General features: G+C 71.0%; 25 protein-coding genes and 1 pseudogene. 8 read left to right on the top strand and 18 right to left on the bottom strand.

Annotated features, from left to right (window positions below; translation table 11 throughout):
* Nucleotide 1: 1 nt before the first annotated feature.
* Both ABZ848_RS47210 and sigJ read right to left on the bottom strand, forming a co-directional pair.
* Nucleotides 2-1,522, bottom strand: a complete 1,521-nt coding sequence (locus ABZ848_RS47210; protein WP_360842646.1) for a cytochrome bc complex cytochrome b subunit — start codon at nt 1,520-1,522, stop codon at nt 2-4.
* Entirely contained in the window at nt 1,519-2,439 is a 921-nt protein-coding gene (sigJ, locus tag ABZ848_RS47215) for an RNA polymerase sigma factor SigJ (protein WP_360842649.1), read from the bottom strand. Before sigJ ends, ABZ848_RS47210 begins: the two co-directional genes overlap by 4 nt.
* Before the next feature lie 187 nt (nt 2,440-2,626).
* Between sigJ and ABZ848_RS47220 the strand changes: the two genes are divergently transcribed.
* Nucleotides 2,627-3,238, top strand: coding sequence for a hemerythrin domain-containing protein (locus tag ABZ848_RS47220; RefSeq protein WP_360842652.1), 612 nt, complete (start codon nt 2,627-2,629; stop codon nt 3,236-3,238).
* A gap of 75 nt (nt 3,239-3,313) precedes the next feature.
* On the opposite strand, the pseudogene ABZ848_RS47225 reads toward ABZ848_RS47220, so the two are convergent.
* Both ABZ848_RS47225 and ABZ848_RS47230 read right to left on the bottom strand, forming a co-directional pair.
* A pseudogene (locus ABZ848_RS47225) lies at nt 3,314-3,478 on the bottom strand (2OG-Fe(II) oxygenase); the annotation flags it as partial.
* 41 nt (nt 3,479-3,519) lie between these two features.
* Nucleotides 3,520-4,026, bottom strand: a complete 507-nt coding sequence (locus ABZ848_RS47230) for a methylated-DNA--[protein]-cysteine S-methyltransferase (protein WP_360842655.1) — start codon at nt 4,024-4,026, stop codon at nt 3,520-3,522.
* A gap of 146 nt (nt 4,027-4,172) precedes the next feature.
* On the opposite strand from ABZ848_RS47230, the gene ABZ848_RS47235 reads away from it, so the two are divergent.
* The 3 genes from ABZ848_RS47235 (at nt 4,173) to ABZ848_RS47245 (ending at nt 6,930) form a co-directional block, all read left to right on the top strand.
* Entirely contained in the window at nt 4,173-4,418 is a 246-nt protein-coding gene (locus tag ABZ848_RS47235; RefSeq protein WP_242767388.1) for a hypothetical protein, read from the top strand.
* 3 nt (nt 4,419-4,421) lie between these two features.
* Nucleotides 4,422-4,799, top strand: a complete 378-nt coding sequence (locus tag ABZ848_RS47240; RefSeq protein WP_360842657.1) for a toxin Doc — start codon at nt 4,422-4,424, stop codon at nt 4,797-4,799.
* Nucleotides 4,800-5,316: 517 nt separating this feature from the next.
* Nucleotides 5,317-6,930, top strand: a complete 1,614-nt coding sequence (locus tag ABZ848_RS47245; protein WP_360842660.1) for an RICIN domain-containing protein — start codon at nt 5,317-5,319, stop codon at nt 6,928-6,930.
* Between the two features lie 10 nt (nt 6,931-6,940).
* Here ABZ848_RS47245 and ABZ848_RS47250 read toward each other — a convergent pair whose 3' ends face one another.
* The 5 genes from ABZ848_RS47250 to ABZ848_RS47270 form a co-directional block, all read right to left on the bottom strand.
* Nucleotides 6,941-7,921 carry a 2-hydroxyacid dehydrogenase gene (locus ABZ848_RS47250; protein ID WP_360842663.1) on the bottom strand — a complete coding sequence of 327 codons (981 nt, stop codon included), beginning with the start codon at nt 7,919-7,921 and terminating at the stop codon, nt 6,941-6,943.
* Nucleotides 7,918-9,087: a lactate 2-monooxygenase gene (locus ABZ848_RS47255; RefSeq protein WP_360842666.1), complete on the bottom strand. Its 1,170-nt coding sequence runs from the start codon at nt 9,085-9,087 to the stop codon at nt 7,918-7,920. The genes ABZ848_RS47250 and ABZ848_RS47255 overlap by 4 nt, the downstream gene beginning before the upstream one ends.
* Nucleotides 9,088-9,186: 99 nt before the next feature.
* Complete coding sequence (locus ABZ848_RS47260) at nt 9,187-9,879, bottom strand: alpha/beta hydrolase (RefSeq protein ID WP_360842669.1); 693 nt, start codon at nt 9,877-9,879, stop codon at nt 9,187-9,189.
* 40 nt (nt 9,880-9,919) lie between these two features.
* Nucleotides 9,920-11,515 (bottom strand): cytosine permease, encoded by a 1,596-nt coding sequence (locus ABZ848_RS47265; RefSeq protein WP_360842672.1) that lies wholly within the window; start codon nt 11,513-11,515, stop codon nt 9,920-9,922.
* A gap of 194 nt (nt 11,516-11,709) precedes the next feature.
* Nucleotides 11,710-12,261, bottom strand: coding sequence for a hypothetical protein (locus ABZ848_RS47270; RefSeq protein ID WP_360842674.1), 552 nt, complete (start codon nt 12,259-12,261; stop codon nt 11,710-11,712).
* Between the two features lie 323 nt (nt 12,262-12,584).
* Here ABZ848_RS47270 and ABZ848_RS47275 point away from each other — a divergent pair, with 323 nt between their 5' ends.
* The gene (locus ABZ848_RS47275) at nt 12,585-13,004 is read left to right on the top strand and encodes a subtilase-type protease inhibitor (protein ID WP_360842677.1); all 420 of its coding nucleotides are present in this window, start codon (nt 12,585-12,587) and stop codon (nt 13,002-13,004) included.
* A gap of 136 nt (nt 13,005-13,140) precedes the next feature.
* On the opposite strand, the gene ABZ848_RS47280 is transcribed toward ABZ848_RS47275, so the two are convergent.
* The 4 genes from ABZ848_RS47280 to ABZ848_RS47295 form a co-directional block, all read right to left on the bottom strand.
* Nucleotides 13,141-13,518: an STAS domain-containing protein gene (locus tag ABZ848_RS47280; protein WP_360842680.1), complete on the bottom strand. Its 378-nt coding sequence runs from the start codon at nt 13,516-13,518 to the stop codon at nt 13,141-13,143.
* Between the two features lie 137 nt (nt 13,519-13,655).
* Nucleotides 13,656-14,663, bottom strand: a complete 1,008-nt coding sequence (locus tag ABZ848_RS47285; protein ID WP_360842683.1) for a Ppx/GppA family phosphatase — start codon at nt 14,661-14,663, stop codon at nt 13,656-13,658.
* A 40-nt stretch (nt 14,664-14,703) separates the two neighbouring features.
* Nucleotides 14,704-15,198, bottom strand: coding sequence for an isoprenylcysteine carboxylmethyltransferase family protein (locus tag ABZ848_RS47290; protein WP_360842685.1), 495 nt, complete (start codon nt 15,196-15,198; stop codon nt 14,704-14,706).
* Nucleotides 15,199-15,280: 82 nt separating this feature from the next.
* On the bottom strand, nt 15,281-16,783 hold the full coding sequence (locus tag ABZ848_RS47295) for an MFS transporter (RefSeq protein WP_360842688.1): 1,503 nt from the start codon (nt 16,781-16,783) through the stop codon (nt 15,281-15,283).
* A 178-nt stretch (nt 16,784-16,961) separates the two neighbouring features.
* Between ABZ848_RS47295 and ABZ848_RS47300 the strand changes: the two genes are divergently transcribed.
* Nucleotides 16,962-17,306: a metalloregulator ArsR/SmtB family transcription factor gene (locus ABZ848_RS47300; RefSeq protein WP_360842690.1), complete on the top strand. Its 345-nt coding sequence runs from the start codon at nt 16,962-16,964 to the stop codon at nt 17,304-17,306.
* Between the two features lie 6 nt (nt 17,307-17,312).
* Nucleotides 17,313-17,840: an SRPBCC family protein gene (locus ABZ848_RS47305; protein ID WP_360842693.1), complete on the top strand. Its 528-nt coding sequence runs from the start codon at nt 17,313-17,315 to the stop codon at nt 17,838-17,840.
* Between the two features lie 4 nt (nt 17,841-17,844).
* On the opposite strand, the gene ABZ848_RS47310 is transcribed toward ABZ848_RS47305, so the two are convergent.
* From ABZ848_RS47310 to ABZ848_RS47330, 5 genes are all read right to left on the bottom strand, one after another.
* Nucleotides 17,845-20,661 carry an NHLP bacteriocin export ABC transporter permease/ATPase subunit gene (locus ABZ848_RS47310; protein ID WP_360842696.1) on the bottom strand — a complete coding sequence of 939 codons (2,817 nt, stop codon included), beginning with the start codon at nt 20,659-20,661 and terminating at the stop codon, nt 17,845-17,847.
* A 1-nt stretch (nt 20,662) separates the two neighbouring features.
* Complete coding sequence (locus ABZ848_RS47315; RefSeq protein WP_360842698.1) at nt 20,663-22,885, bottom strand: NHLP family bacteriocin export ABC transporter peptidase/permease/ATPase subunit; 2,223 nt, start codon at nt 22,883-22,885, stop codon at nt 20,663-20,665.
* Complete coding sequence (locus tag ABZ848_RS47320; RefSeq protein WP_360842700.1) at nt 22,882-23,688, bottom strand: HlyD family efflux transporter periplasmic adaptor subunit; 807 nt, start codon at nt 23,686-23,688, stop codon at nt 22,882-22,884. Before ABZ848_RS47320 ends, ABZ848_RS47315 begins: the two co-directional genes overlap by 4 nt.
* 151 nt (nt 23,689-23,839) lie before the next feature.
* The gene (locus ABZ848_RS47325; protein ID WP_133043658.1) at nt 23,840-24,055 is read right to left on the bottom strand and encodes a type A2 lantipeptide; all 216 of its coding nucleotides are present in this window, start codon (nt 24,053-24,055) and stop codon (nt 23,840-23,842) included.
* Between the two features lie 450 nt (nt 24,056-24,505).
* Nucleotides 24,506-24,919, bottom strand: coding sequence for a PaaI family thioesterase (locus ABZ848_RS47330; protein ID WP_360842703.1), 414 nt, complete (start codon nt 24,917-24,919; stop codon nt 24,506-24,508).
* Nucleotides 24,920-25,110: 191 nt separating this feature from the next.
* Between ABZ848_RS47330 and ABZ848_RS47335 the strand changes: the two genes are divergently transcribed.
* Nucleotides 25,111-26,329: S1 family peptidase (locus ABZ848_RS47335; protein ID WP_360842706.1), on the top strand; the 1,219-nt coding region annotated here is incomplete at its 3' end.

The following is a 26,329-nucleotide window of genomic DNA, read 5'->3' on the forward strand; positions in this document are numbered from 1 at the left end:
GTCATGGTTGCACCGTCTCCCGCTCCTCCGCGTTGTCGGGCCGGTGCTCCACGAGTTCCCGGGGCCGCTCGTGCGCGGTCAGGGTGTGCAGTTCGGCCTGCGTGAGCGGCTGGTGCACCTCGACGTACTCGCCGTGCGGCAGCCGCTTGATCACGCCCGTCTCCCGGCCGTGCAACACCAGTTCCCTGTCCCGGAGTTGGAGGCCCAGGCAGATGCGGCGGGTGACGACGAAGACGACCGTCGGGAGGACGAACACCGCGATACGGACCGTCCAGGTGACCGTGTTGATGGACAGATGCAGCCGGGTCGCCACGATGTCGTTGCCACCGCCCGCGAGCAGGATCAGGTAGAGGCTGATCCAGGCCGCGCCGATCGCCGTGCGGACCGGGCGGTTGCGCGGGCGGTCCAGGAGGTGGTGCTCGCGCCGGTCGCCGGTGACCCGCGCCTCCAGGAACGGGTAGACGCCGATGAAGACCAGGAGCAGCGGGAAGACCACGACCGGGATCAGCACCCCGAGGACCAGGGTGTGGCCCCACAGATTGATCTCCCAGCCCGGCATCACCCGGACCAGGCCCTCCGCGAAGCCCAGGTACCAGTCGGGCTGGGCGCCCGTGGAGACCTGGTCGGGGCGGAAGGGGCCGTACACCCAGACCGGGTTGATGGTCGCCACCGCGGCGACGATCGACAGGGCGCCGAAGACCAGGAAGAAGAAACCGCCCGCCTTCGCCAGGTACACCGGCATGAACGGGGTGCCGACGACATTGCGTTCGGTGCGCCCGGGGCCCGCGAACTGGGTGTGCTTGTGGTAGACGACCAGGATGAGGTGCGCGACGACGAGCGCCGCCATGACGCCGGGGATCAGCAGGATGTGCAGCGAGTAGAAGCGGGCCACGATGTCATGGCCCGGAAACTCGCCCCCGAACAGGAACATCGAGAGGTACGTCCCCACGATCGGCACCGACAGCAGCGCGCCGTTCACGAAGCGCAGTCCCGTGCCTGACAGCAGGTCGTCCGGCAGCGAGTAGCCGAACAGGCCCTCGAACAGGCCGAGGAACAGCAGCACCCACCCGAACAGCCAGTTCACCTCACGCGGCTTGCGGAACGACCCGGTGAAGAAGTGCCGCATCATGTGCGTGAACATCGCGGCCACGAAGACCAGCGCCGCCCAGTGGTGCAGCTGCCGGATCAGCAGCCCGCCGCGCACGTCGAAGCTGATGTCGAGCGTGGAGGCGTACGCCTCGGACATCCGCACGCCGTTCAGCGGGACGTAACTGCCGTGGTACGTCACCTCGTTCATCGACGGATGGAAGAACAGCGTGAGGTAGATGCCGGTCAGGATCAGGACGACGAAGCTGTACAGGCAGATCTCGCCCAGCAGGAACGACCAGTGGTCCGGGAAGACCTTGCGCAGGTACTTCCGGCCCAGCGTGTGGATGCCGAGGCGGCCGTCCAGCCAGTCGGCGACGCGCTCACCCTTGCCGGGGTCGGCTGCCCTGCCGGGGGTCTCGGTGGTGGTGCTCACTCCGCCTCCTCGGTGTCCTCGTCGTTCTTGTGCACGTGCGTGAGCTTGTCGGGGTTGGTGACGATGTAGACGCCGCTGACCCGGTCGCCCTCGGGCGTGAGGTCCATGACCATGACGGCGTACGGGGAGTCGCCCTCGAACAGCACGGCGGCGTCGTCTCCGTTGACCCGGCGGTAGCTCAGGTCGAGGTGCGGCTGGTTGCGCCGGGTCGTGAAGGAGGTGATCAGGCGGACCACCTTGTCCCGGCCGTGCACCGGCCGCAGCCCCGCCGACCGGCGCTTGCCGCCGCCGTCCGACCAGACCGTGACGTCCGGCGCGAGGATCTCCATCAGCTCGCCGATGTCCCCGCCGAGCGCGGCCCGCACGAACCGCTCGGTCGCCTCCCGCCGCACGCGCGGATGTGCCTGGTAGAGCGGCCGCCTGGCGTGCACATGATCCCGCGCGCGGTGCGCGAGCTGCCGTACGGCCGCCGGCTTGCGGTCGATGATGTCCGCGATCTCGGTGTGCGGGTAGCCGAACACCTCGTTGAGCACGAACACCGCGCGCTCCAGCGGGGTCAGCGACTCCAGCACCACCAGCATCGCCAGTGACACGGACTCGGTGCGCAGGACAGGTTCGTCCGCTGTCTCGTCGTCGGCGACCAGCGGCTCCGGCAGCCACGGGCCGACGTAGGTCTCACGGCGGCGGCTGATCGTGGCCCGGCGCTGGAGGGCGTGGTTGACCGCGATGCGGACCAGGTAGGCGCGCGGATTGGCGATGCCGTCGGTGCCCCGGGCCGACCAGGACAGCCAGGTGACCTGCAGCACGTCCTCGGTGTCGGCGACGCTGCCCAGCATGTTGTAGACGAGGCTGAACAACAGCTCCCGATGGTCCATGAAGACATCGGTCGCCTCGTCGGACACCTTGCTCTCGGACATGTGTGGCCTCCCCGCTGTCGCGCTCACAACTGGGAGGGGACAGGGGGGTCCGAATGTGACAAGGAACGGCCCGCATGTGACCTAGCTCTCACGATTCTCGGCCCGTGTCACACTCGCCGGCCGCCCGGCCCTCTTGAACGCGAGTCCGGAGCACTCACTCCGACAACGTGATCGAGGGACCAGACCGATGAGCATCGACTTCACCGCCATGTACGCCGCCCACGACGCCTTCCGCCGGGACCTGGAGCGCCTCGCGCGAGCCGTCGACGACGGCCGCGCGCACACTCCCGGGGTCCGCGCCGGTTGGGAGAACTTCAAGCACCAGCTGCACATCCACCACACCGCCGAGGACAGCGACCTGTGGCCGCGCACCCGGGAACGCGTCGCCGACCGCCCGCGCGACCTGGCCCTGCTGGACGACATGGAGGCCGAGCACTCCCGCATCGACCCGCTGCTGGCCGCGGTCGACACCGCGCTGGCCGAGCGGGCGCCCGAACTGCCCGATCTGGTACGGGCGTTGACGGCCACCCTCGACGACCACCTCAAGCACGAGGAGGACGGCGCGCTGCCCCTGATGCAGGACGTCCTGACGAACGCGGACTGGGCCGCCTTCACCGGCCGCATGCGCGAGGTCCAGGGCCTGCGAGGCGCCGCGGTCTTCGTACCGTGGATCGTGGACGGAGCCCCGGCAACCGACCGGGCAGCCTTCCTGTCAGCCATGCCACCGCCGGTACGAATCCTCAACCGCCTGTTCTGGGAAGGCAGTTACAGGCGCAGGGGTATCTGGTCAGACGCCTGAGCAGCCACCCCCCAAGGGGCGCGGGGAACTGCGCGACAAGCCCCCACCGGCCCGCAGATTCATCTCTTCCAGACGTCACGCATCATGGAAGACAATCCCGAGCGAGTGCCGATTCCCGGAGCGCACCGTACTCACCCCATGCCGCATCCCCCCGGCCGACCAGCCGCGCAGCGTCCGCGCCCGCGCACGCTCCTAGACCATCAGGAACTCCCCGCCCGTGTAGTCGCCCCCGTACTAGTCGGTCTCGGCGACGCGCCGGCGGGCCTGCGTGAGCGTGGGCGTCATGACAGCTCCAGCATGGGCTGCAGCGCACCCTCGTGCGTGAGCAGCCGCACCTTGGCCTCCACGCCGCCCGCGTACCCGCGCATCGAGCCGTCGGCGCCGATCACCCGGTGGCAGGGGCGGACGAGCAGCAGCGGGTTGGCGCCGACCGCGGCACCCACCGCCCGGATCTCGTCGCGCGGCACACCGAGCCGCGCGGCGAGTTCGCCGTACGTCGTCGTGCCGCCGTACGGGATGTCGTCGAGCGCCGCCCACACCCGCCGCTGGAACTCCGTGCCCTTGGGCGCGAGGTTCAGCTCGAAGCGGGTGAGCCGGCCCGCGAAGTAGGCGGCCAGCTGCCGTGCGGCCTCGCCGAAGGCCGCGTCGTCGCGCCGCCAACCGGCACCGACGACGGGCGCGTTGCGCTGCCCCGGCAGGGACAGCGAGACGAGGGCGGTGCCGTCCCCGACGAGGAGCAGCTCGCCCAGTGGACTGTCGATCGTCGTGTACGTCGTGTGTGTCGTCATGCCTTCAGTCTGCTGCGCGCCGCCGCCCGCGACCGGCGGGATTCGGACGTGCACCTCGGCCCGGACGGGCGCCGGAAGGTACCACATCACAACCACTCTGAGCAGGGAGTATTTACGAGTAAGTACCCCGGCGGTACCGTGAAGGCATGCCAGCTCTGAATGTGGAGTTCAGCGATCGCGAACTAGAGGACCTGCGCCAGATCGCCAAGGAACGCGGTACGTCGATGAAGGCGCTCGTGCGGGAGGCCGCCGCGGCGGACATCGCCCGGCACCGGGCGCTGCAGGAGGGCGCGGAGGAGTTCCGCCGCTTCTTCGCCGCGCACGCCGACGAGTTCGCGGCCGCCTTCCCGGACGACGAACCAGCGGGCGCGAGCGAGGGGCGGGTCGCCTGACCGATGACATCCGTCATCCACATCGACGTGCCCTGGCTGCTCCAGCGCCACGAAGAGGTCCTGCCGGACCAGCCCACGGTCAACGACTTCTCCGCGCTGGTCGCCGCCGTCGCCCGGCACCGCGTCGACCCGCCCCGCCTCGGCGTGGACTCCGACCCGGCCTGGCGGGCCGCCGCCCTGCTGCACACCCTCGCGCTGCTCAAGCCCCTGCCCGCGGCCAACGCCCGCTTCGCCTGCGCGACCGCCGTGTCGTACATGTTCGTCAGCGGCGCGGGCATCGACCCGCCCTACGGCGCCCTCGTCGACCTGGCCCGCGACCTGATCGACGGCAAGGCCGACGTGTACGGCGCGGCCGACCGGCTGCGCTCCTGGCAGATCTGAGGGCCGCGGGCGCTGAGCGGTCCCCGTGACCGAGGGGTGTCGGCGCGCGTTCGGTGCCGCCGCCCGCTGCGCGCCGACCCGCCCCCCGGGGCCGCCGACCGAGGGCGGGAGGAACAAGGTCGGCGGCCCGTTCGGCGCAGGAGAGCCGCCTTCCTGCGCGGGGCCTTTTCGAGAAGGGCCTACTCCAGTGCACTACGGGGTGGCGCGCGCCGGGAGCGTGCGCGTCGCTCCGGCGCGTGCGCCTGTTTCACACGGGGCGCATGGAATGAGGAAAGCTCGTGCGGGTGAGGCGAGTTGCCGCCGTATCTGACTTTCTTTCAAAGAGGCGGATGTTGCTCAAGTGCCTTGTTGGTCATGAGTGTGTTGTGCAAGGGTGAACCAGCCGTGCGGGGGGAATGGTGCAGCCGAATTCACGCTCCTCGCGCCCGGCCGTCCAAGAGGTGTGCACCAACCAGGGGGCCTTTTCGGCGGTCACAACTCCCTTGTGTCCCGATGCGCGTGGGAAGGAATCCGCTCAGTGCCCACCCCCCACCCCCCTCGTCCCCCTTACCCGCCCGCCGGCGGGGTGCCCGCCGAATCCGACGAGAACGTCGCCGCCCGGCTGAGGGGCCGCCCGGACGGCGAGGTCTCCCATTCCGTCGCGCTGCTCATGACGCGGCACTGGGAGCCGGCCCGCGACTACGCGGCCATCTGTGTCGCCGCCCCGTCCGAGCTCGCCTCCATGGTGACCTCGGCCGCCTTTCATCAGGTCCTCGACCGGCTGGCGCTGGGCGAGGCCGCCCTCGCGCTGCGCCCCCGGTTGCTGGTGGCCGTGCGCGAAACTGTCCGGGTGTGGTCCGCCGATGAGCGAATATCCACCGTTCTGCCGGAACTGCAGAAACCCTCCGGCGGGCGCGGGATGCGTACCACGAAGTCCATGACGCCCGAAAACCGCAAGCTGGCAGAGCGTTCATTCCAGGCGCTTCCCGGACTCGCCCGGTGTTTGCTGTGGCACACCGAGGTGGAGGCCGAGCCGATTTCGATACCCGCGGGACTGCTCGGTATGGATACCGACACCGCCTCGGCGGCGCTCGAACAGGCGCGTGAAAAATTCCGCGAAGGTTGTGTACATGCCCATCGGGAACTCGCGCCGACGAAGGATTGCCGCTTCTACAACCGACTCCTCGACGTTCCCATTCGCCGGGGCGGAGCGCTGCTGCCTGATGTCCAGCAACATCTGAGCGAGTGCCGCTACTGCCGTTTCGCCGCCGAACAACTGAGTCATTTCGAGGGCGGCTTGGGAGTGCTGCTCGCCGAGTCGGTACTCGGCTGGGGCGCGCGCCGCTATCTGGAGTCCCGCCCGGGACGCTCGGGCCAGTCGCCCCGCTTGCCGCGCAGCTCCGGCCGGCACGGCGGCGGACGCTCACGCATCCTGCCCCGCATTCCGCTGCCGGGCCGCCGCACTCCGGGCTCGCTGCGCAACTCCCGGGCGCTGCTGACCGGGGTGGGCGTCGCCTCCGCCGGTCTGATCGCCACGGTGGCCGTCGCCGGGCTGTGGTCCCACGACGACGGCGTCGACCCGGCCGCCTCGAACAGCGCCAGCGACGGTACGGCGCCCGGTGCGGGCGCCGACTCCTCGCCCGGCACGACGGCCCAACTCCCCACCGCGCCCGGCAAGTCCAGGCTGCGCAACGTCGCCGCCGACCTCTGCCTCGACATCACCGGCGAGGTGAAGGCCGGGGCCGGGACCGAGCTGGCGGCGTGCTCGTCCGCGCCCACCCAGCAGTGGTCGTACGAGACCGACGGCCTGCTGCGCAGTGCGGCGGATCCGGCGCTGTGCCTGGACTCCCATGTGGACGCCGGGGTGGTGGTGCTCGGCAAGTGCGCCGCCGCGAAGGACAAGCGGGGCGACGACGTGCGCTACGACATCACCGTGCAGGGCGAGTTGCTGCCGCGCTGGGACGAGCAGCTCGCGCTGGCCGCCACCACCGACTCCCCGGGCGCCGACATCGTCGTCAAGGCCCGCGACGGCTCCGACGCCCAGCACTGGCTGGCCGACCCGTCGGCGACGGCCAGCCCGGGGTCGCTGTCGATCACAGGCACCGAGAGACCCACGGTGCGACCCGCACGCCTGGACGACGGGACGGCGTAGGGGCGGCGGGCTAGCTCACCACGTCCTTCGGCTGTCCGCCCGTCAGGAAGTCCGTCACGTTCTGTACGGCGGCCAGGGCGATGCGGATGAGGGTCTCGCGGGTGACGCCTCCGACGTGCGGGGAGAGGACCACGCCCGGTGCCTTGAGCAGGCGCAGGGCCGGGGTGGGGGGTTCGGGGTCGAAGACGTCGATGCCCGCTCCGGCCAGGGCGCCCTTCTCCAGGGCGTCGGCCAGGGCGTCCTGGTCGACCAGAGCGCCTCGGGCGGTGTTGATCACGAACGCCGTCGGCTTCAGCAGGGCCAGCCGCTCGGCGCCCAGGAGGCCTCGGGTCTCGTCGGTGAGGGGCGCGTGCAGGGTGACGTAGTCGGCGGTGCGCAGGAGTTCGTCGAGGGGGACGTGGCGGGCGCCGCCGAGGCGGGCCTCCGTCTCCTCCGGCAGGCGCCGGCGGCCGGCGTAGACGATGCTCATGTCGAACGCGACCGCGCGGCGGGCGACCTCCTGCCCGATGTTGCCCAGGCCGACGATGCCGAGGGTCTTGCCGGAGAGCTCGGTCAGGGAGCGCTGGAGGTGGGGGAGCGCCCAGTCGGCCTCGACCAGCGCGGTGTGCGCGGGGATCAGCTGCTTGGCCAGGGCGAGCATCAGCGCGAAGGTCTGCTCGGCGACGTTCTGCGACTCGGCGCCGCTGGAGCCGATGTTGGCCACGCGCACTCCGCGGGCGCGCGCCGCGTCTAGGTCGACGTAGTCGAAGCCGTGGCTCGCGCACTGCACGAGCTGCAAGTCCGGTGCGGCGGCGAGGTGTTCGGCGGTCACCGGGGCGAGCGCGGTGATGACGACATGGGCCTCGCGCAGGGCCGACGGCTGCTCGTCGGTCGCCTCCACCACCGTGACGTTCGCCTCGCCCGGGAACAGCGTGGCGAGTCCGGCGCCGGCGGTACGGCCGCCGACGTGCGGGGCGATCACGGCGAGGACGTTCCTCGGGGCGGTGGTCATACGGATTCCTCGATCAGGTCGGCGGGGCCGATCGTGGCGGGCGTGGCGTGTCCGGACAGGGCCAGGGTTAGGTCGAACTCGGCGAGCAGACAGCGGATCACATGCTCCACGCCCGCCTGTCCGTCGAGGCCGAGCCCGTAGACGTACGGCCGCCCGAGCAGCACCGCCCGGGCGCCGAGCGCGAGGGCCTTGAAGACGTCGTCGCCGGTGCGGACGCCGCTGTCGAAGAGCACGGTGAGCCGGTCGCCGACCGCCTCGGCCACCCGCGGCAGCGCGTCGGCGGCCGCGACGGAACCGGCCACCTGGCGGCCGCCGTGGTTGGAGACGACCACGCCGTCCATGCCGGCGTCGGCGGCGAGGCGCGCGTCGTCCGGGTGCAGGACGCCCTTGAGGACGATCGGGCCGTCCCAGTTCTCCCGCAGGAACCCGAGGTCCGGCCAGGTCTTGGCGGGGTCGGCGAACATGCCGACGAAGTGCAGCACGGCCGCGTTCGGATCCTCGGCCACCGGCTTGGCGAGGGCCGCCTGGAAGGCCGGGTCGGAGAAGTAGTTGGCGGTGCCCACGCCGTGCAGGAACGGCAGGTAGGCCTGGTCGAGGTCGCGGGGGCGCCAGGACAGCAGCGGCGTGTCGAGGGTGACGACCAGGGCGGTGAACCCGGCCGCCTTCGCCCGGTTCAGGAAGCTCCGGGCCACCTCGACGTCCTTGGGCCAGTACAGCTGGAACCAGCGCTCGGCGTCCCCCATGGCCTCCGCGACCTGCTCCATGGGCGTGCTGGAGGCGGAGGACAGGATGTACGGCACCCCCTGCGCCGCGGCGGCCCGGGCGGCGGCCGGCTCGGCGCCGGGGTGCATGATCGACAGCACGCCGACCGGCGCCAGGGCCAGCGGGGCGGGCAGGGCGCGGCCCAGCACCTCGACCGACAGATCCCGCTCGTGCACGTCCCGCAGCATGCGCGGCACGATCCGGCGCCGCTCCAGGGCGGCCCGGTTGGCCCGCGCGGTGCTGCCGTTGCCCGCGCTGCCCGCCACATAGCCGACGGGCCCGGGACCGAGCCGCTGCTCGGTCAGCTCCTCCAGCCGGGTCAGATCGGTGGGCAGCCGGGGCACCGCCCCCGACATCCCGTTCAGATAGATCTCGTACTGGAAGTCCGCCCAGTGGTTGGCCATCGGAAGGTCCCGCCTCTCGTCGCTGAGAACGCGCTGCACCCCGACGATACTGACGAGTAGCCGCAGGTCCGTCCACCGGGGTGGACCTGCGGATCCAGGTCAGCGGCCGGAAACGGACTCGTGCAGGATCCGGGCCAGTTCGGCAGGCTGCGAGAACATCGGCCAGTGCCCGGTGTCCAGGTTCACCAGCTCCCAGCGCTCGCTCTTGAGCAGCTCGGCGGCGGCTCCCCAGGGCTCGTCGCCGTCCAGGAGGCACTTGATGTAGGTGCCGGGGAGTTCGCTCAACGGGCTTGTCAGTACGGCGGGTTCGGTGGCCGTGGCGCCGGGGTGCGGGGTCGAACCGTCGACGATCCGGGCGATCTGCTCGTCCGTCAGCCCCTGGCCCGCGAATTCGGGCGCGGTCAGCGGCGGCCAGAAGCCGGTCGCCGCGATCGCCTCCCGCACCTCGTCACTGGGCCAGCCCGAGAGGGCCGACTCGCCGTCGACCGGCACCATGGCGTCCACGAACACGACCCGTGCCAGCCGCTCCCCGAGCCGACCGGCCGCCTGTCCGACCGGCACTCCCGAGTAACTGTGCCCGACGAGGACGACATCCCGCAGGTCCAGCCGCTCGACCTCGTCGACGATGTCCCGGACATGGGTCTGCTGCCCGGCGGGCTCGCCCTGTCTCCCGGCGAGCCCGGAGAGCGTGAGGGGATACACGCTGTGCCCCGCCTCACGCAGCGCCCCCGCCGTCTCGTCCCAGGCCCATCCGCCGAGCCAGGCCCCTGCCACCAGCACGAAGTTCGTCATGCCGCCCAACGTAGCGGGAGCCACTGACAATGCCCCGCGATCAGCTGCCCTGGGCGGCGGCCGCCGTCGCCGAGACGCCCTCGGACTGCGCGCCAGGGCCCGTGATCGGCGGTACCGGGACCTCCACGGTCCGGGCCAGCCGGGCGCCCTCGGGCCCGTACGCCGCGCGCGGCTCGGGGAACAGCCGAAGCATCGACAGGTACAGCACCGCGGCCACCACCAGCGACAGCGGCAGGCTGATGTCGGCGCCGTTCGCCAGGTCGCCCAGCGGGCCGACGAACTGACCCGGGATGTTGGTGAAGAGCACACCGACGAGCGCGGAGACCCACCAGGCGGTCATGCCCCGCCAGTTCCAGCCGTGCGCGAACCAGTAACGGCCGCCGCGCTGACGGCGGTTGAAGACCTGCAGGGCGTCCGGGTCGTACCAGCCGCGCCGGGTGAAGAAGCCCAGCATCATCACGACCATCCACGGCGTGGTGCACGTGATGATCATCGTGGCGAACGTGGAGATGGACTGCACGAGATCGAGCCCGAACCGGCCGATGAAGATGAACGCGATCGACAGGACACCGACCAGCACCGTCGCCTGCACCCGCGACAGCCGGGGGAAGACCGACGAGAAGTCGAGGCCCGTGCCGTACAGCGCCGTCGTACCCGTCGACATGCCGCCGATCAGGGCGATCAGGCACACCGGCAGGAAGTACCAGGCCGGGGAGATCGCCAGCAGCCCGCCCACGAAGTCGGGGGCCGCCGGGTCGACGTACTTCGGGGCCTGCGTGGCGATGATGCTCGCGGTGGCCAGGCCGAAGACGAACGGAATCAGGGTGGCGATCTGCGACAGGAACGCGGCACCGACCACGCGGCGGCGCGGGGTGCTCGCCGGGATGTAGCGCGACCAGTCACCGAGGAACGCGCCGAACGACACCGGGTTGGACAGCACGATGAGCGCCGCGCCGATGAACGACGGCCAGAACAGCGACTTGGTCGCCGCGTCCGCCGACTCCGTGAAGACACCGGCGTACGACGGGTCGAAGTCCCCGGCGAAGGCGATCGCGCCGAGCAGGAAGAGCACCGTCGCCGAGGCCACCGCGACCTTGTTGACGAACAGCATGAACCGGAAGCCGTACACGCACACCGCGAGCACCAGACCGGCGAACAGCGCGTACGCGACGACGTACGACACATTGCTGCGCTCCAGGCCGAACAGCCGGTGCGCGCCGCCCACCAGGGCGTCGCCGGAACTCCACACCGAGATGGAGAAGAACGCGATCGCGGTGAGGAGGGACAGGAACGAGCCGACCACGCGGCTGTGCACGCCCAGGTGCGCCGACGAGGACACGGCGTTGTTGGTGCCGTTGACCGGGCCGAACACCGCCATCGGGCACAGGATCACCGCGCCCGCGACCACTCCGAGGAGCGTGGCCGCCAGGCCCTGCCAGAAGGAGAGGCCGAACAGGATCGGGAAGGCGCCGAGGACACAGGTGGAGAACGTGTTGGCGCCGCCGAACGCGAGCCGGAACAGGTCGAGCGGGGTAGCGGTGCGGTCCGCGTCGGGGATGCGCTCGACGCCGTGCGCCTCGACCTCGGTGAGGGACGGCGGTGGCGTGACGGGGGCGTCGGGAGACTGCGGGGTCATGGGGGCTCCAGCGGGGGCGGGGCGGTGGAGCGCTTGGTGGCGCGGCGGAGTGGCCGGCCGGTCGCCGTCGCGGGGTGTGCGGCGGGCAGGGTTGGCCGTCCTCTTGGGGGTCTGCCGACCGTACGGGGACGGTCAAGAGCCGCACCAGAGGACGGTTCATCCATCTTTCGGGCCCGAGGTGTGCGATTCCGTCATCATTCGTCGTCCGGTGCGGCGTCCTCCGGTTCGGCGTCAGGTCCCTGCGCCCGTACCCGCTGGACCTGTTCGAGGGACTCCCGCAGCTCGGTCAGCCAGTCGTCGGTGTGGCGCTGGACCAGGCGTACGCACCAGGCGAGGGCGTCGCTGCGGCTGCGGGCGACGCCGCCCGCGATCAGCGTGTCGAGGACCTGCCGCTCGGGCTGGCGCAGCCGGGTCATGACCGGTGCGGCGATGTGCGTGAACATGGCGCGTTCCCCGCCGCACTCCACGCCCCAGGACACCTTGCGGCGGAACCGGTGCTCGGCCTCCCGGGCCACCTCGATCCGCGCCTCCCGGGTGCGCTCCCGGAACTCCTCGATCCGCGCCTTGAGCGCTGCCGCTCGTTCGGCGGCCGAGGCGTCCTCGGCGAGCCGGGGTTCCGGGATGCGGCCGATCACCGTGATCTCCTCGCGGTCGACCGTGAGCTCGGCCACCTCCTCGAAGAGGTCGTCGGGCAGACGGCCGGCGAACCAGCCGCGCAGTTTCTCGTGCTGCTCAGTCGTAATCATGTAATGACGATTACTCGGCCTGTTCATGAACACAAGGGGGTGCGGCGGAGTCCGCCGAGAGCTCAATCGGAATGTTTCAGGCCTATTAACGAAGCGGTGGAATCTGGCCACCTGGCTGCTTCGAGCGATCAAGAACCGCTCAGTTCCGGGGTTCGACCGGTCGGATTCCGTAACTTCGAGCCACTGATTCAATACGCAAGGTTACTGAAACGCGTGGGGTCGAAGTGTGTTTCCGGCGCGGACTCGGCAGACTCGCGCTCGCCGGTCCGGCACCAACCCGAACGGTCCGGCACACCCTCGAATCCAGCGGAAGGATGCACACAATGCGGAACACCGCACGCTGGGCAGCGACCCTGACCCTCACGGCCACCGCCGTCTGCGCACCGCTCACCGGAACCGCCCTCGCCGCCCCGGCCTCGCTCTACGCCCCCTCGGCCCTGGTGCTCACCACCGGCCACGGCGAGAGCGCCGCGGCGACCACGCCACAACGCGCCGTCACCCTGAACTGCGCCCCGACGCCCTCCGGCACCCACCCGGCCGCCGCCCTCGCCTGCGCCGAACTCCGCGCCGCCGGCGGCCTCGACGCCCTGGCGCCCAGATCCGACGTGCTGTGCACCAAGGAGTACGACCCGGTCGTCGTCACCGTCGACGGCGTCTGGCAGGGCAAGCGCGTCTCCTTCGAGCGCACCTTCGCCAACGAGTGCGTGAAGACCTCCTACGGGACCAGCGTCTTCGCGTTCTGAGGGACCGGGATCGCACGGTCCCCCGTGCGCACTCGGCGGCCCGCGGATGGGGAGTGCGAGGCCCTGTCGCGGGGACACCGGCGATCTCGTACCGGGGGTCGGCCGGGCGGAGTGGGGCCGCCCGCCGACCCCCGGGTCATTCCCGCCCCTCCCCGGGCACGTCGGGGAGGGGCGGAAACCGTCCGAGCAGTCCCGCGCCGGCGAGCAGCCGGCGGATGGCCGGCCGGTCGGAGACGAGGCGCAGCCGGCCGTCGCGCTCCCTGGCCCGGCTCTCGGCCCGGCACAGCACCCGCAGGCCCGAGCAGTCGAAGAACTCCACGCGTCGCAGGTCGACCAGTACGTCCGGCCGCGGCCCGGCCGTCGCCGCGTCCAGGTGCTCGGTGAGGAACTCCGCGGTCGCCAGGTCGATCTCACCCGAGACCACGACCACGGTGAACCGGCCGTCGGCCCGGGTCCGGGCGTGGGCGTTCGCCGCCGGGGGTTCAAAGGCGCGGTCGTCCGCGTCGGGCGTCATGTCCGCTCCACCTCGACAAGGGGCGCATTCGATCCCGGTAGTTACCCCGGTGCGATGGCGAACATCCCTGACGCGCCGAGCGCAAGATCTGGTTCACTCGACCTGGTGAATTGAGATGGATCCGCTTGACTTTCCGCTCAGTTGGTCGCAGATGCGATGCGCAGCGGCACCGGATTCTTGGCGGCGGGGGAGTCGTCGAGGCGGTTGATCTCCGCCCACCAGGACGCTCCGTCCTCGATGTGGCGCAGCAGGACCCCTTCGCGGATCGCCCACGGGCAGATGTCGACCTTCCTGAGGCCGGTCAGCTTCATCGCGGTGTGCCCGACGATCGCGCCGGCCAGGCTCTGCGCGGCGCGCGGGGCGGAGATGCCGGGGAGCAGGGCGCGTTCGGCGACGGGCAGGACGGCCAGCTGTTCGACCGCCGTGCGCAGGTCCGAGCGCCGCAACTGCCGTTCCACGAACGGGCCGTGCCGCCCGGGCGCCGCTCCGCACAGCCGCCCCAACTGCTGGAACGTGCGCGAGGTGGCCACCGCCGTGCGCGGCCCCTCCCAGCGGATCCGTGCCGCCACGTCCCGCAGCTGGTGCCGCACCTTGCGGCGCAGCGCCCGCAGCTGCTCGGGCAGCGGCGCGTCCGCCTCCGGGAAGAACTCGTGCGTCAGCCGTCCCGCGCCGAGCGGCAGGGAGGCCACGAACTCCGGCAACCGGCCCCGTCCGAAGGCCACTTCGAGGGAGCCGCCGCCGATGTCGAGCAGGGCCAGCGGACCCGACTGCCAGCCCATCCAGCGCCGCGCCCCGAGGAAGGTGAGCTCGGCCTCCAGCTCGCCCGGCAGCGTGCACAGCAGGACGCCGGTCCGTGAGCGGACGGTGCGCAGTACCTCCTGGCGGTTGGGGGCGGCCCGTACGACCGCGGTGGCGAAGGCCAGCGGCGCCGTCGCGCCCCACCGGGCGGCGGTCCGGCTCGCCTCGGCGACCGCCCGGACCAGCCGCTCGACGGCCTCCTCGGGGATGCTGCTGCCGGGCTTGACCTGTTCCGACAGCCGCAGTCGCCACTTAGCGGTGTGCACCGGCAGCGGTACCCCGCCCTGCGCGTCCGCCACCACCAGCCGGACCGTGTTCGACCCCACATCCACCACGCTGATTCGCATGGGCCGGTGAGTACCCAGTTCGGAGCCGGTCAAAAGCCGGTCAGCCGCCGGGCCAGGGGCGCCGGCGCGGCCACCAGCCCGGCACCGCCCGCCGGTAGCGTTCGTACTCGGCGCCGAACCGCCGTACCAGCCCGGGCTCCTCGTACCAGCGCACGAACGCCCACATCACCGGCAGGACGCAGGCGCAGTAGACGAAGACCACCGGCCGGGCGAGCAGCAGGGCCTGGCCGCAGAGTACGGCGGCCACCGCGAGGTAGATCGGATTGCGCACGTACCGGTACGGCCCGGTCACCACCAGCCGCACCGGCGGCGCGATCGGCGCCGGTGTGCCCAGTCCTTCGAGGGCGAACCGGCCGAACGCCTGGAGAATCACGGCGGTCCCCGCCGCCAGCGGCACCAGCCCCAGCAGCCGCAGCGGCAGCCACCAGTCACCGGCCCGCCAGCCGGTCAGCCACCACGGCACCAGTACGGCCGCGCTGCCGGAGACGAGAACGAGGAACACGGCGCTGCCCAGCGCCGCCGACGCCCTGCGCACCCTCACACCATGCCAGCGAGGAGGGGCCGCCGTCTCCCTGCAGACGGCGGCCCCTCGGTCCGTGCGGCTCAGTACCGGGTGATCACATGTGGACGACCGGTGCGGCGTCCGCGTCCTGCTCGGGAACTCCGCGGCGGAAGAGCAGGAAGGCGATCAGGGCGCCGGCGGCGAACATGCCCGCCGACCACCAGAAGGCGGTGGTGTAGCTCTCGATCGTCGCCTGGGCCTGCACCAGCTTGCTGGTCGCGTCCTTGCCGGACAGGTAGTCGGTCGCGGCGCTCGCGGCCAGGGTGTTCAGCAGCGCCGTACCGATCGAACCGCCCACCTGCTGCATGGCGTTGACCGTCGCGGAGGCCACGCCCGCGTCCTCGGCCGCCACTCCGCCGGTGGCCAGCTGCATGGCCGCCGGCATCACCAGGCCGAGGCCGAAGCCGGTGATGATCAGCTGCGGGAGCACCGCGCTGACGTAGCTGGATCCGACGCCGATGCCGGTCAGCCAGGCCATGCCGACCGCGGCGACCGCGAAGCCGAGCGGAACGCCCACCTTAGGGCCGATACGGGGCAGCAGGACCGTGGTGCCCAACTGCGCGGCCACCATCAGGGCGCCGACCATCGGCAGGAACGCCACGCCGGTCTTGGTCGGGCTGAAGCCGAGGTTGAGCTGCAGGTAGTAGGTGAGGAAGAGGAACACGCCGAACATGCCGCCGGCCGAGATCAGCACGGCGAGGAACGAGGCCGCGCGGTTGCGGTCGAGCAGGATGCGCAGCGGCAGCAGCGGGTGCGCGGCCCTGGTCTGCCACCAGGCGAAGGCGGCAAGGAGCACGCCACCGGCGATCAGGAAGCCCCAGGTCAGGGCCGAACCCCAGTCGTGCGTCTCGGCGTTGGAGAAGCCGTAGACCAGGGAGAAGAGACCCGCGGCGACGAGCACCGTGCCCGGGACGTCCAGCTTGGCGCTGGTGTCGTCGCGGTGGTTGGCCAGCAGCAGCCAGCCGCCCACGAAGGCGACGACGGCGATCAGCACGTTCACGTACAGCGTCCAGCGCCAGTCGAAGGCGTCGGTCAGCACTCCGCCGAGCAGCAGGCCCACCGCACCGCCGGCGCCGGCGATGGCGCCGTAGACGCTGAACGCGCGGGCGCGCTCGCGGGCGTCGGTGAACGTCGTGTTGAGCAGCGACAGCGCGGCCGGCGCGAGCAGCGCGCCGAAGGCACCTTGCAGGGCACGCGCGGTGACCAGCATCCCGAATCCATTGGCGGCACCGCCCAGCGCCGATACGGCGGCGAAGCCGACGACTCCGACGAGGAAGGCCGTCTTGCGGCCGAACAGGTCGGCGATCCTTCCGCCGAGCAGCAGCAGGGAGGCGAACGACAGGGCGTACGCGGTGACGATCCACTGCCGGTTGCCGTCGGAGAAGCCCAGGTCGGCCTGGGCCGAGGGCAGGGCGATGTTCACGATGGTCGCGTCCAGCACCACCATCAGCTGCGCGAGGGCGATGACCGCGAGGATCCACCAGCGCTTCGACGATGACGAGGCGGGCGCCTCGACGGCACCTCTGGAGGTGTCGTCGGTGAGTGTCTTCTGGGACATGGGAGAACCACTCCAGGGAAGTCGTTCGGGGTTGCCGGAAGCGCCGAAACCAAGAACGAAACGGTTTCGTACACCAGCAGACTAGACCCTCCCCAAGCGAAACGGCAACGTTTCGCAGGATGTGGCGTCCATCTCTTATTCCTTGACCGGCATATAACCGTCGAGGCATATTGGAGTCATGTCCGACGCCTCGCTCTGGACCGCCCTCGCCGATCCCCACCGGCGGGCCATCGTCGCGCTGCTCCTGGAGCGGCCGCGGCCCGTCGGGGAGATCGTGGAGGCCTGCGGTCTGAGCCAGCCGAGCACCTCGAAGCACCTGAAGGTGCTCCGGGAGGCCGGTCTCGTCCGGGTCCGGCAGGACGCGCAGCGCCGCGTCTACGCCCTCGACCCGGCCCCGATCGCCGAGCTCGACGCGTGGCTGGCGCCCTACCGCACGCTGTGGAACCGCAGCCTGGACAAGCTGGGCCGCCGCCTCGACGAGACGGCGCCGGACGATCCCGAGGAACCCGCCCCGAAGGACTGATCCACCATGGCCGCTGACCTCACCGGCACCTATCTGACCCTGGACGACGGCCGCCCGGCCGTCCGCTTCAGCCGTACCTACGACCATCCGATCGAGCGCGTCTGGCATTTCGTGACGGACGCCGAGGAACTCGCCCAGTGGTTCCCGTCCCGGGCGGAGATCGACCCGCGCCCCGGCGGCACGATCACCTTCAGCGGCGATCCGAACATGCCGGAGTCGACGGGCCGGGTGCTCGCGCTCGACGAGCCGCGCCACCTGTCCTTCGAGTGGGGCGGCGACGAACTCCACTTCGACCTGGAGGCGCTGGACGACAAGCGCACCCGCTTCACCCTCACCAACGTCCTCCAGGCCGCCGACACCGCCGCCCGCAACGGCGCCGGCTGGGAGGTGTGCCTCGCCGCCCTGGACGCGAAGGCACGGGGCGAGCGCTTCGAGGGCCCGCATGCCGGGGCGAGCGCGCCCTGGAAGGAGTTCTACGCCGGCTACCTCGACGCCGGTGTGCCCTCCGGAGCCCCCGTCCCCGGCCTGGACTGACCCCTCACGCCAGCTGCCGCCGCACCAGCTCGTGCAGCCGCCCGCCCGTGTCCGCGAGCAGCTGCGCGGGCGGGCCCTGCTGGGCGACCTTGCCGTCCTCCATGACGATGACGCGGTCGGCGTCCAGGACCGTCGACAGACGGTGGGCGATGACGACCCGGGTGGCGTTGAGGGCCTTGGTGGACTCGATGACCACGCGCTGCGTCTCGTTGTCGAGGGCGCTGGTCGCCTCGTCGAAGAACAGGATCCGTGGCCGCCGGATCAACGCCTGCGCGATCATCAGGCGCTGCCGCTGACCGCCGGAGACCGCGCCGCTGCCCGAGACGATGGTGTGCAGGCCCATCGGCATCCGCTTGATGTCCTCCGCGAGCCCCGCCATCTCGGCCGCCGCCATCGCCTCCTCCGGCGTGTACGGTTCGGTGCCGCAGATGACGTCCAGGATGGAGCCGGTGAACGGCTGCGCGTGCTGGAGCACCACACCGCACTGCCGGCGCACGGCCGACTGGTCGAGGGCGGACAGGTCCTGGCCGTCGTACAGGACACTCCCGGAGACCGGCTTGTCGAAGCCGATCAGCAGCCTGAGCAGCGTCGACTTGCCGCAGCCGCTGGGGCCGACGATCGCCACGAACTCGCCGGGGCGGATGTCGAAGGACACGTCGTCGAGGACGAGCGGCCCGTCGTCGGCGTACCGGAAGGACAGCCGGCGGGCCTCGATCGCGCCGGTCAGCGGGCCCGGCCGGGTGCTCGCCGTGCGCACTTCCGGGGTGGCCTCCAGGACCGGCTTGATCTCCTCGAACAGCGGCAGCGCGGCCACCACCGACACGAACGCGCCGGTCAGTTGGGTGACCGAGGTCAGCAGCATCGTCACCGAGGTGTTGAAGGTGAGGAACGCGGCCGCCGACATCGAGCCGCGCGCCGGGCCGGCGAGCAGCATGAACATCAGCAGGGTGCACAACGGCAGATAGACCGCGCCCATCACCGTGGTCAGGTTCTTGATGCGGCCGACCTTCTGCTGGAGCTCCCGGCTCCGGGCGAACTCCGAGGCCCAGGCGGCGTACGCGTAGTTCTCGGCCGCCGCCACCCGCAGCTTCGGCAGACCGCGCAGGGTCTGGAAGGCCTGGTTGTTCAGCTTGTTGGACAGCACGACCAGCTTGCGCTGCCAGCGCACCTGCCACAGGCCGAGCCCGAGGAACGCGCCCGCGATGACGACGAGCATGCCGATCGCGGCGAGGGCCATCGAGGGGCTGTACCAGAACAGCAGACCGAGGTTCATCGCGCCGACGGTCACCGACTGGGCGACCACGGGACCGATCCCCGCCATCATGCGGCGAATCGCGCTGATGCCCATCGCCGCGCTCGCCAGCTCACCGGTCGAGCGCTCCGTGAAGAACTTCGTGGGGAGCCTCAACAGCCGGTCCCAGACGGCCGGTTGGAGCGTGGACTCGATACGGCCCTCCAGGCGCAGGATGGTGAGGTTCTCCAGCAGCATGAAGGCCGCCGCCACCACGCTGGTCACCATCACGGCCAGACAGACCTGCACGATCAGATGCGTCTGCGCCTTCGGCACGAACTCGCCCAGCACCTTGCCGGTCGCGATCGGCACCAGCGCGCCGATGGCCACCGTCACCAGGCCGCTCATCAGCAGGTTGCCCAGGTCACCGCCGGTGCCCCGCATGCTGAACCGCAGCAGCCGCAGCGGGCTCAACGTCCGTTCCGGCAGCGGCCGGTAGAACATCACCGCGCGCGGCTCGAACTCCTCCGCGTTCGCCTTCTCGATCGGCGTCTCGCGCCCGGTCGCCGGATGCACGGCCACATATCCGCCGCGCCGCCACAGCAGCGCGACCGGCGCACCCGACAGCGCCCGGTGTCCGACCAGCGGTCCGACGTTGTCCCGCCACCAACGGCCGTCCAGGCGTACGGCCCTGGTGCGCACCCGGGAGGCGATGGCCACCTGCTCCACCGGGTCGAGCCGGTCGCTGCCCGTGCCGTTCTGCGCGTGCTCGGCGAGTTCTATCCCGGCCGCGTCGGCGACCAGCTTGCAGGCCGCGTAGGTGGCGTCCGCGTCGGCGGCCGTGGCGCGCTTGGCCGAGGACTTGCCGATGGAGGCCAGCAGCGTCCGGTCGGCCTGGGCCCGGACCGCCTCACCGGCCTTGATCCCGGCGGCGGTTCGTGTTTCGTGCGTGCGTTCCAGCTGCTCGATCCAGCGGTCCAGCGTGGTCAGCAGCCGGTACTGCTGGTCGACCATGGACTGCCACACCGCAGGGTCCATCAGCAGATCGGCGGCGGCCTCGGCGCCGTATAGCGATCCGTACTGCACGCTCCCCGGCGGCACCTGCATCCAGAAGACGTCGTCGTCGTTGACCTCGGCGGCCCGCTCGGTCGCCATGGGCGCCTGGAAGAGGACGGACAGGCTGCGGCCGACGCCGAGGGCGAGGGCGTACTCCAGCGGGCTGGTCGTCGGCGGGACGTACTGGGCGTTGCCGTACTCGTCGTAGGACCAGGTCTGGGTGTCGGCCGTCTGGTACAGCTCGCGCAGGCCGATGCGGTGCACGACGCAGTCGCGCAACGGGCGTGCCACCAGGGTGTGTTGGGGTCCCGGGACCGGGCCGAGGACGAGTGAACCCGCCTCCAGACGGCCGAGGTGGTGCCAGTGGCCCTGCTGGACCGCGTCCACCGCGAACAGGTCGAGGCTGCCCGCCGCGACCAGCCACAGCACCTGCGGGCCCTCCAGGTCGAGCCGGGTCAGGCCCGAGCAGTCGACATACGTGCCCATGGAGCCGAGGGCGCCCAGGACCAGGTCGCCTTCGTGTGCGGTCGTCATCTCATCGCTCCCTGACCAGCGCCGCGTACGCGCCGCCACGCGCCAGCAGCTCCTCGTGCCGCCCGCGCTCCACGATCGTGCCGTGCTGCAGTACGACGATCTCGTCGCTGTCCCGGACGGTGCTGAGCCGGTGTGCGATCACCACGCAGGCACAGCCGCGCCGGCGCAGGTTGTCCATCACGACCTGCTCGGTCTCCGCGTCCAGCGCGCTGGTCACCTCGTCGAGGACCAGGATGCTGGGGCGGCGCACCAACGCCCGGGCGATCTCCAGGCGTTGGCGCTGTCCGCCGGAGAAGTTGCGGCCGTCCTGCTCGACCCTGCTCTGGATGCCGCCGGGCCTGCGCATCACGACGTCGTGGAGCGCCGCGTCCCGCAGCGCGTCGACCACCGCGTCGTCCGGGATCGACGGGTCCCACAGCGCCACGTTGTCGCGCACGGTGCCCTCGAAGAGGAAGACCTCCTGGTCGACGAAGGAGACGGAGGCGGCCAGCGCGCCGCGCGGGATGTCGTCCAGGCGCTGTCCGTCGATGCGGATCACGCCCTCCCAGGGGGAGTACAGGCCCGAGATCAGCCGGGAGACCGTCGACTTGCCGCTGCCCGAGCCGCCGACCAGCGCCACCTGCTGGCCCGGGCCGACCGTGAGGTCGAAGCCGGTGAGCAGGGGCTTGTCGAGCGGGTTGTAGCCGAAGGAGATGTTCTGCAGCTCGACATGGCCGTGCAGGCGGCGCGTGGAGTCGCCGTCGCCGGGGCGGCCGTAGAGCGGGTCGGCCTGGAAGTTCTCGACGTCCTTGAGCCGGGCCACGTCGGCGGCGAAGTCCTGGATGCGGCCCGCGACACCGTTCAGGCGCGTGATCGGCGCGGTGAAGCGGGTGACCAGGGACTGGAAGGCGACCAGCAGGCCCACCGAGATGCCGCCCTCGACCGCGCGCATGCCGCCGACCCACAGGATCACCGCACTGTTCAGCGAGGCCAGCGTCGGCGCGACGACACCGAGCCAGGCGCTCGGCACACCGAGGCGCTGCTGCTCCTCCAGGGTCGTGGCGTGCTGGCCGGCCCACTTGCGGAAGTAGCCGTCCTCACCGCCCGTCGCCTTCATCGTCTCGATCAACTGCAGGCCGGTGTAGGCGGTGTTGGTGAGCCGGGCGCTGTCGGCCCGCAGCTTCGCGGTGCGGGTCGCGCGCAGCCGGATGACGACCCGCATGGCGACGATGTTCAGCAGCGCGACACCGATGCCGACGAAGGTGAGCTGCGGATCGTAGGTGTAGAGGAGGACGGCGTAGAGGACGACGACCACCGCGTCCACGCCCGCCGCCGCGAGGTCGCGGGCCAGCGTCTCGGCCACCTGGTCGTTCGACTGCAGGCGCTGCACCAGGTCGGCCGGGCTGCGCTGGGAGAAGAACGTCACCGGCAGCCGCAGCAGATGGCGCAGGAAGCGGGCGCTGGAGAGGGTGGAGGAGATGATGCGGCCGCGCAGCAGGTTGGCCTGCTGCAGCCAGGTCAGCAGGACCGTGAGCAGGACGCAGGCGCCCATCGAGGAGAACAGCACGGTCAGCAGCGAGGTCTGGCCGCCGATGAGGAACATGTCGATGTACGTGCGGCTCAGCGCCGGCACCGCCGCGCCGACCAGGACCAGCAGCAGGCTCGCGAGGACCGCGGCCGGCATGGTTCCGGCGGTGCCCCGCAGCCGGGCCGGCATCGCGCCCAGGATGCCGGGCTTGCGGCCGCCCTTGGTGAAGCCCTCGCCGGGCTCCATCACCAGGACGACGCCGGTGAAGCTGCCGTCGAAGTCCTCCATGGGCAGGAAACGCCGGCCCTTGCCGGGGTCGTTGATGAACACCCCGCGGCGGCCGAAGCGGCGGCCCATGCCGTCGTAGACGACGTAGTGGTTGAACTCCCAGAACAGCACGGCCGGCGTCTTGACCTCGGCGAGGGCGGCCGTGTCCATCTGCATGCCCTTGGCCGTCAGGCCGTAACTGCGGGCCGCCTTCAGGAGGTTGCTCGCGCGCGAGCCGTCGCGGGAGACACCGCAGGCGATGCGGAGCTCCTCCAGCGGGACGTGCTTGCCGTAGTGGCCCAGCACCATCGCGAGGGAGGCGGCGCCGCATTCGACGGCCTCCATCTGGAGGACGGTCGGCGTGCGGACCGTCTTCGACCTCCCCGTGGGGACGGGGCGTTTGGGCGGGGCGGAGCGGCGTCTGCTCCGCGTCTGTTGTGCGGTGCTCACGGCAGCAGCCAATCGACGGGACGCTGATCGGCCAGCCGGATCGAACCCGTGGCCGTGGTCATGGAGGTGAGGCCGAAGGGCGGCCCGTCCTTGGACGACCACTTGTAACCGCTCTTTGTCCCCGACGACTTGTCCAGTTTCACCAGTACGGCCACCGGGCGGCCCTTCTTGGTGAACTGCTCGCCCAGCTGGCTGTCGCCGAGGAACGCGGCGATCTGCTGGGCCGACTGCGCCGAGCGGTCCACGGACTTCACATGCCCGCGCAGCACGCCGTACGTCTGGGTCGGCACCGAGGAGACGGTGAGGTCGACGGCGGCGTCCGCGGGGATGGAGGCCGCGTTCTCGGCGGGCACGTAGACGGTTGCGTACAGCGGGTCGGAGGCCCTCGCGACCTTCTCGACCGCGGCGATGTTCGCGCCGGTCTGGATGATCTGGCCGATGGTGGCGGCGAGTCCGGTGATGCGGCCCGCGGCGACCGTGCGGACGACCGTCTCGCCCTGGGCGGTCTTGACCTTCAGGACGGGGGAGTCGGCAGGCAGCCGCTCGCCCTGCTCGGCGAGCACGGCGGTGACCTGGCCCGCGACGGGGCTCTGCAGGATGTAACTGCCCTCGCCGTGCGTGAGGATGGCGGGCGCGCTGACCGTGGAGGCCACCGAACCGGTCACCGCCCACACGGAGGCGGCCGCGACCGCGACGACCGTCACGGACAGCACGAGCCAGCCCTGCGGCCGGGCGAAGCGCACCGGAAGGTCGAGCTCCTCCGGCGACTGGAGCTTGGCGAGGGCCTGTTGGCGGAACTGCACGGAACTTTCCCTCACCTGAAAACGAGGAAGGACCGGCTCGCACGAGCCGGCTGGGGGTCCGGGGGTCACTCCCCGGAAAAATGGAGCATGGCAACCGCAAGCCCCGGAACCGCTGTACGGCTCCGGGACCCGACGATCACAAAGGCAGCGATCAGAGACCGGCGACCAGGTTGGTGACCGGGGCGGTGTTCAGGCCGGTGACACCCTCGACGGTGCCGACAGCGGTGTCGACCAGGCCGGAAACCGGGGCGATGCCGTCCACCAGGCCGGTGACGGTGCCGAGGGCGTTCACGGACAGGCCGCCGGAGACGTTGTCGAGCTCGGCGTCGGAGATCTCGACGGTCTCAACCTGGGGGGTGGAGTTCATGATGGAACTTCCCTTCATATGGATATTCACAAGGGGGAGCGGCCCCTCTGGGGACAGAGCGACGGCCGCGACCGCGAGCGCCGGGCGCCCGTTGCCGGGAACCCTTCGCGGCCCCCGCGGTGCGATGGATCAAAGCACGGGGCAGCCGCGGGCTTCCAATCAACCAGCCGTCTCACCAGGCAACTTGAGCCCCTCGGGTACCGATCCGTGCAGGCTCCTGCACGCCTCGGCGGCTACTTTTTCACATGCGTCACGGCATCGACTCGTCCCGCCCCTTGCTGATCGCTCGCCGAATCAGACACTCCGCCCCAATGGCCCGACGGCCCTCGCCGGCTTGTGCAGAACCTCCGCTGACGGTGACTTCGCTGAGCATTCACTGTGCAGATTCTCGGGAGCTTCGTTTCGGCTTCGCGTTCGGAACGGACCGTTGCCGACCGACTGCGGACCGTGTCAGCCCAGAAGTGCATAGACCGTGCTCGCCCGCGCCGCGAGTTCACCCGTCGACACGGCGGTCATCGTGATGTCGGCGAACGCCATCCGGCGGCCCAGTTTGGTGAGCACCGCCTCGATCAGGACATCCGAGTCCGTCACCGCGCGCTGGAACGACGTCGACTGCTGAACCGTCGTCATGGGCCCGTAGGCGCCGCGGGCGGCCGACACCGCGATCACGGTGGCGGTGTCGGCGGCGGCCATCAGCGCCTGCCCCGACAGTGCGCCGCCCTCCCTTGAGAGCCGGTCCGACCAGGGCAGACGCAGCGTCGCCCGGTCGTCGCCCAACTCCTCGACGGTCAGGCCCAGATCGAGCACCCAGGGCGCGAAGTTGGCGGAGAGGATCTTGTCGGCTTCGGCGGTGGTCATCGTCATATGGGGGATTGTTCCCCGCGCCCCTCGGCAAGTCCCGGGTCATGGCCGATTCCTCGTCGTGCAAAGCGAGTTGGCAAACGGAATTGAACGCCCCGTCCGCCCCGTGCGTACCCATGGCCATCCAGGCGCCCGAACAGAACCGCTGCCGAACGGCGGCACACAGACTCCGGTCCCCCAGGAGGTCGAGAAGTTTGAGTCACAAGCGAATTCCGAAGCGCAAGGCCGCGATCGCGGCAGGCAGCGTCGTGGCGCTCGGCGCGGCGGCGATCCTGCTGCCGAACGCGAACGCCTCGCAGGACGGTTCGTCGACGGACGCCGCCCCCAAGACCCTCAAGGCGAACGACGCCTCGGATCTCGCCGCGCAGCTTCAGGACCTGCTCGGCCAGGCCTTCGCCGGTTCCTACTACGACTCCGGCACCCAGCAGCTGGTCGTCAACGTCATATCCGGCGACAACAACAACGTGATCGTCCAGGCGAAGAAGGCCGGCGCGAAGGTCCGCGAGGTCAAGAACAGCCTCGCCACCCTGCAGGCCGGGGCGAAGACCCTGGCGGCGGACGCGACCATCCCGGGCACCGCCTGGGCCCTCGACCCGAAGACCAACAAGATCCAGGTGACCGCCGATTCCACGGTGACCGGCGCCAACTGGGACAGACTGACGTCGACCGTCGAGAGCCTCGGCTCGGACGTGGCGGCCGTCAAGAAGTCCTCCGGCACCTTCAAGACCCTGGTCTCCGGCGGCGACGCCATCTTCGCCCAGGCGGAGGGCGGCACGGTCCGCTGCTCCCTCGGCTTCAACGTCACCGCGAGCGACGGCACCCCGGCCTTCCTGACGGCCGGACACTGCGGGGTCGCCGCCAAGGAGTGGTCCGACTCCGAGACCGGCGAGCCCATCGCCACCGTCGACCAGGCCACCTTCCCCGGCGACGGCGACTTCTCCCTGGTCAAGTACAACGACCCGGCCACCCAGGCGCCGAGCGAGGTCAACGTCGGCGGCGGCCAGACCGTCCAGATCACCGGGGCCGCGGACGCGACCGTCGGCGAGCAGGTCTTCCGGATGGGCAGCACCACCGGTCTGCACGACGGCACGGTCACCGGCCTCGACGCCACGGTCAACTTCCAGAGCGAGACCGACCCGAACGGCGTCGACACCGTGACCGGCCTCATCCAGACCGACGTCTGCGCCGAGGCCGGCGACAGCGGCGGCTCCCTGTTCACGCAGGACGGCAGCGCGGTCGGCATGACCTCCGGCGGCAGTGGCGACTGCACCAGCGGCGGCGAGACCTTCTTCCAGCCGGTGACCACGGCCCTCACGGCCACGGGCGCCACGCTGGGCGTACGGCGGACTCCTCGGACTGCCAGGCGTCCAGGCGCCGTTGGAGGTCCCGGTGGGCCGCGTCGTCGAGGAGGGC

Origin of the sequence: Streptomyces sp. NPDC047081, from assembly GCF_040643775.1 — a bacterium.
Taxonomy (GTDB): Bacteria; Actinomycetota; Actinomycetes; order Streptomycetales; family Streptomycetaceae; genus Streptomyces.

Bases quoted from the DNA above. Each gene is read 5' to 3' on its own strand.
- ABZ848_RS47280 (WP_360842680.1), bottom strand. From the start codon at position 13,518: ATGACGCCCGACGCGGACGACCGCGCCTTTGAACCCCCGGCGGCGAAC.
- ABZ848_RS47220 (WP_360842652.1), top strand. From the start codon at position 2,627: ATGAGCATCGACTTCACCGCCATGTACGCCGCCCACGACGCCTTCCGC.
- ABZ848_RS47260 (WP_360842669.1), bottom strand. From the start codon at position 9,879: ATGACGAACTTCGTGCTGGTGGCAGGGGCCTGGCTCGGCGGATGGGCC.
- ABZ848_RS47255 (WP_360842666.1), bottom strand. From the start codon at position 9,087: ATGGCCAACCACTGGGCGGACTTCCAGTACGAGATCTATCTGAACGGG.
- ABZ848_RS47295 (WP_360842688.1), bottom strand. From the start codon at position 16,783: ATGTCCCAGAAGACACTCACCGACGACACCTCCAGAGGTGCCGTCGAG.
- ABZ848_RS47305 (WP_360842693.1), top strand. From the start codon at position 17,313: ATGGCCGCTGACCTCACCGGCACCTATCTGACCCTGGACGACGGCCGC.
- ABZ848_RS47235 (WP_242767388.1), top strand. From the start codon at position 4,173: ATGCCAGCTCTGAATGTGGAGTTCAGCGATCGCGAACTAGAGGACCTG.
- ABZ848_RS47330 (WP_360842703.1), bottom strand. From the start codon at position 24,919: ATGACGATGACCACCGCCGAAGCCGACAAGATCCTCTCCGCCAACTTC.
- ABZ848_RS47265 (WP_360842672.1), bottom strand. From the start codon at position 11,515: ATGACCCCGCAGTCTCCCGACGCCCCCGTCACGCCACCGCCGTCCCTC.
- ABZ848_RS47240 (WP_360842657.1), top strand. From the start codon at position 4,422: ATGACATCCGTCATCCACATCGACGTGCCCTGGCTGCTCCAGCGCCAC.
- ABZ848_RS47250 (WP_360842663.1), bottom strand. From the start codon at position 7,921: ATGACCACCGCCCCGAGGAACGTCCTCGCCGTGATCGCCCCGCACGTC.
- ABZ848_RS47270 (WP_360842674.1), bottom strand. From the start codon at position 12,261: ATGATTACGACTGAGCAGCACGAGAAACTGCGCGGCTGGTTCGCCGGC.
- sigJ (WP_360842649.1), bottom strand. From the start codon at position 2,439: ATGTCCGAGAGCAAGGTGTCCGACGAGGCGACCGATGTCTTCATGGAC.
- ABZ848_RS47230 (WP_360842655.1), bottom strand. From the start codon at position 4,026: ATGACGACACACACGACGTACACGACGATCGACAGTCCACTGGGCGAG.
- ABZ848_RS47275 (WP_360842677.1), top strand. From the start codon at position 12,585: ATGCGGAACACCGCACGCTGGGCAGCGACCCTGACCCTCACGGCCACC.
- ABZ848_RS47325 (WP_133043658.1), bottom strand. From the start codon at position 24,055: ATGAACTCCACCCCCCAGGTTGAGACCGTCGAGATCTCCGACGCCGAG.
- ABZ848_RS47300 (WP_360842690.1), top strand. From the start codon at position 16,962: ATGTCCGACGCCTCGCTCTGGACCGCCCTCGCCGATCCCCACCGGCGG.
- ABZ848_RS47285 (WP_360842683.1), bottom strand. From the start codon at position 14,663: ATGCGAATCAGCGTGGTGGATGTGGGGTCGAACACGGTCCGGCTGGTG.
- ABZ848_RS47310 (WP_360842696.1), bottom strand. From the start codon at position 20,661: ATGACGACCGCACACGAAGGCGACCTGGTCCTGGGCGCCCTCGGCTCC.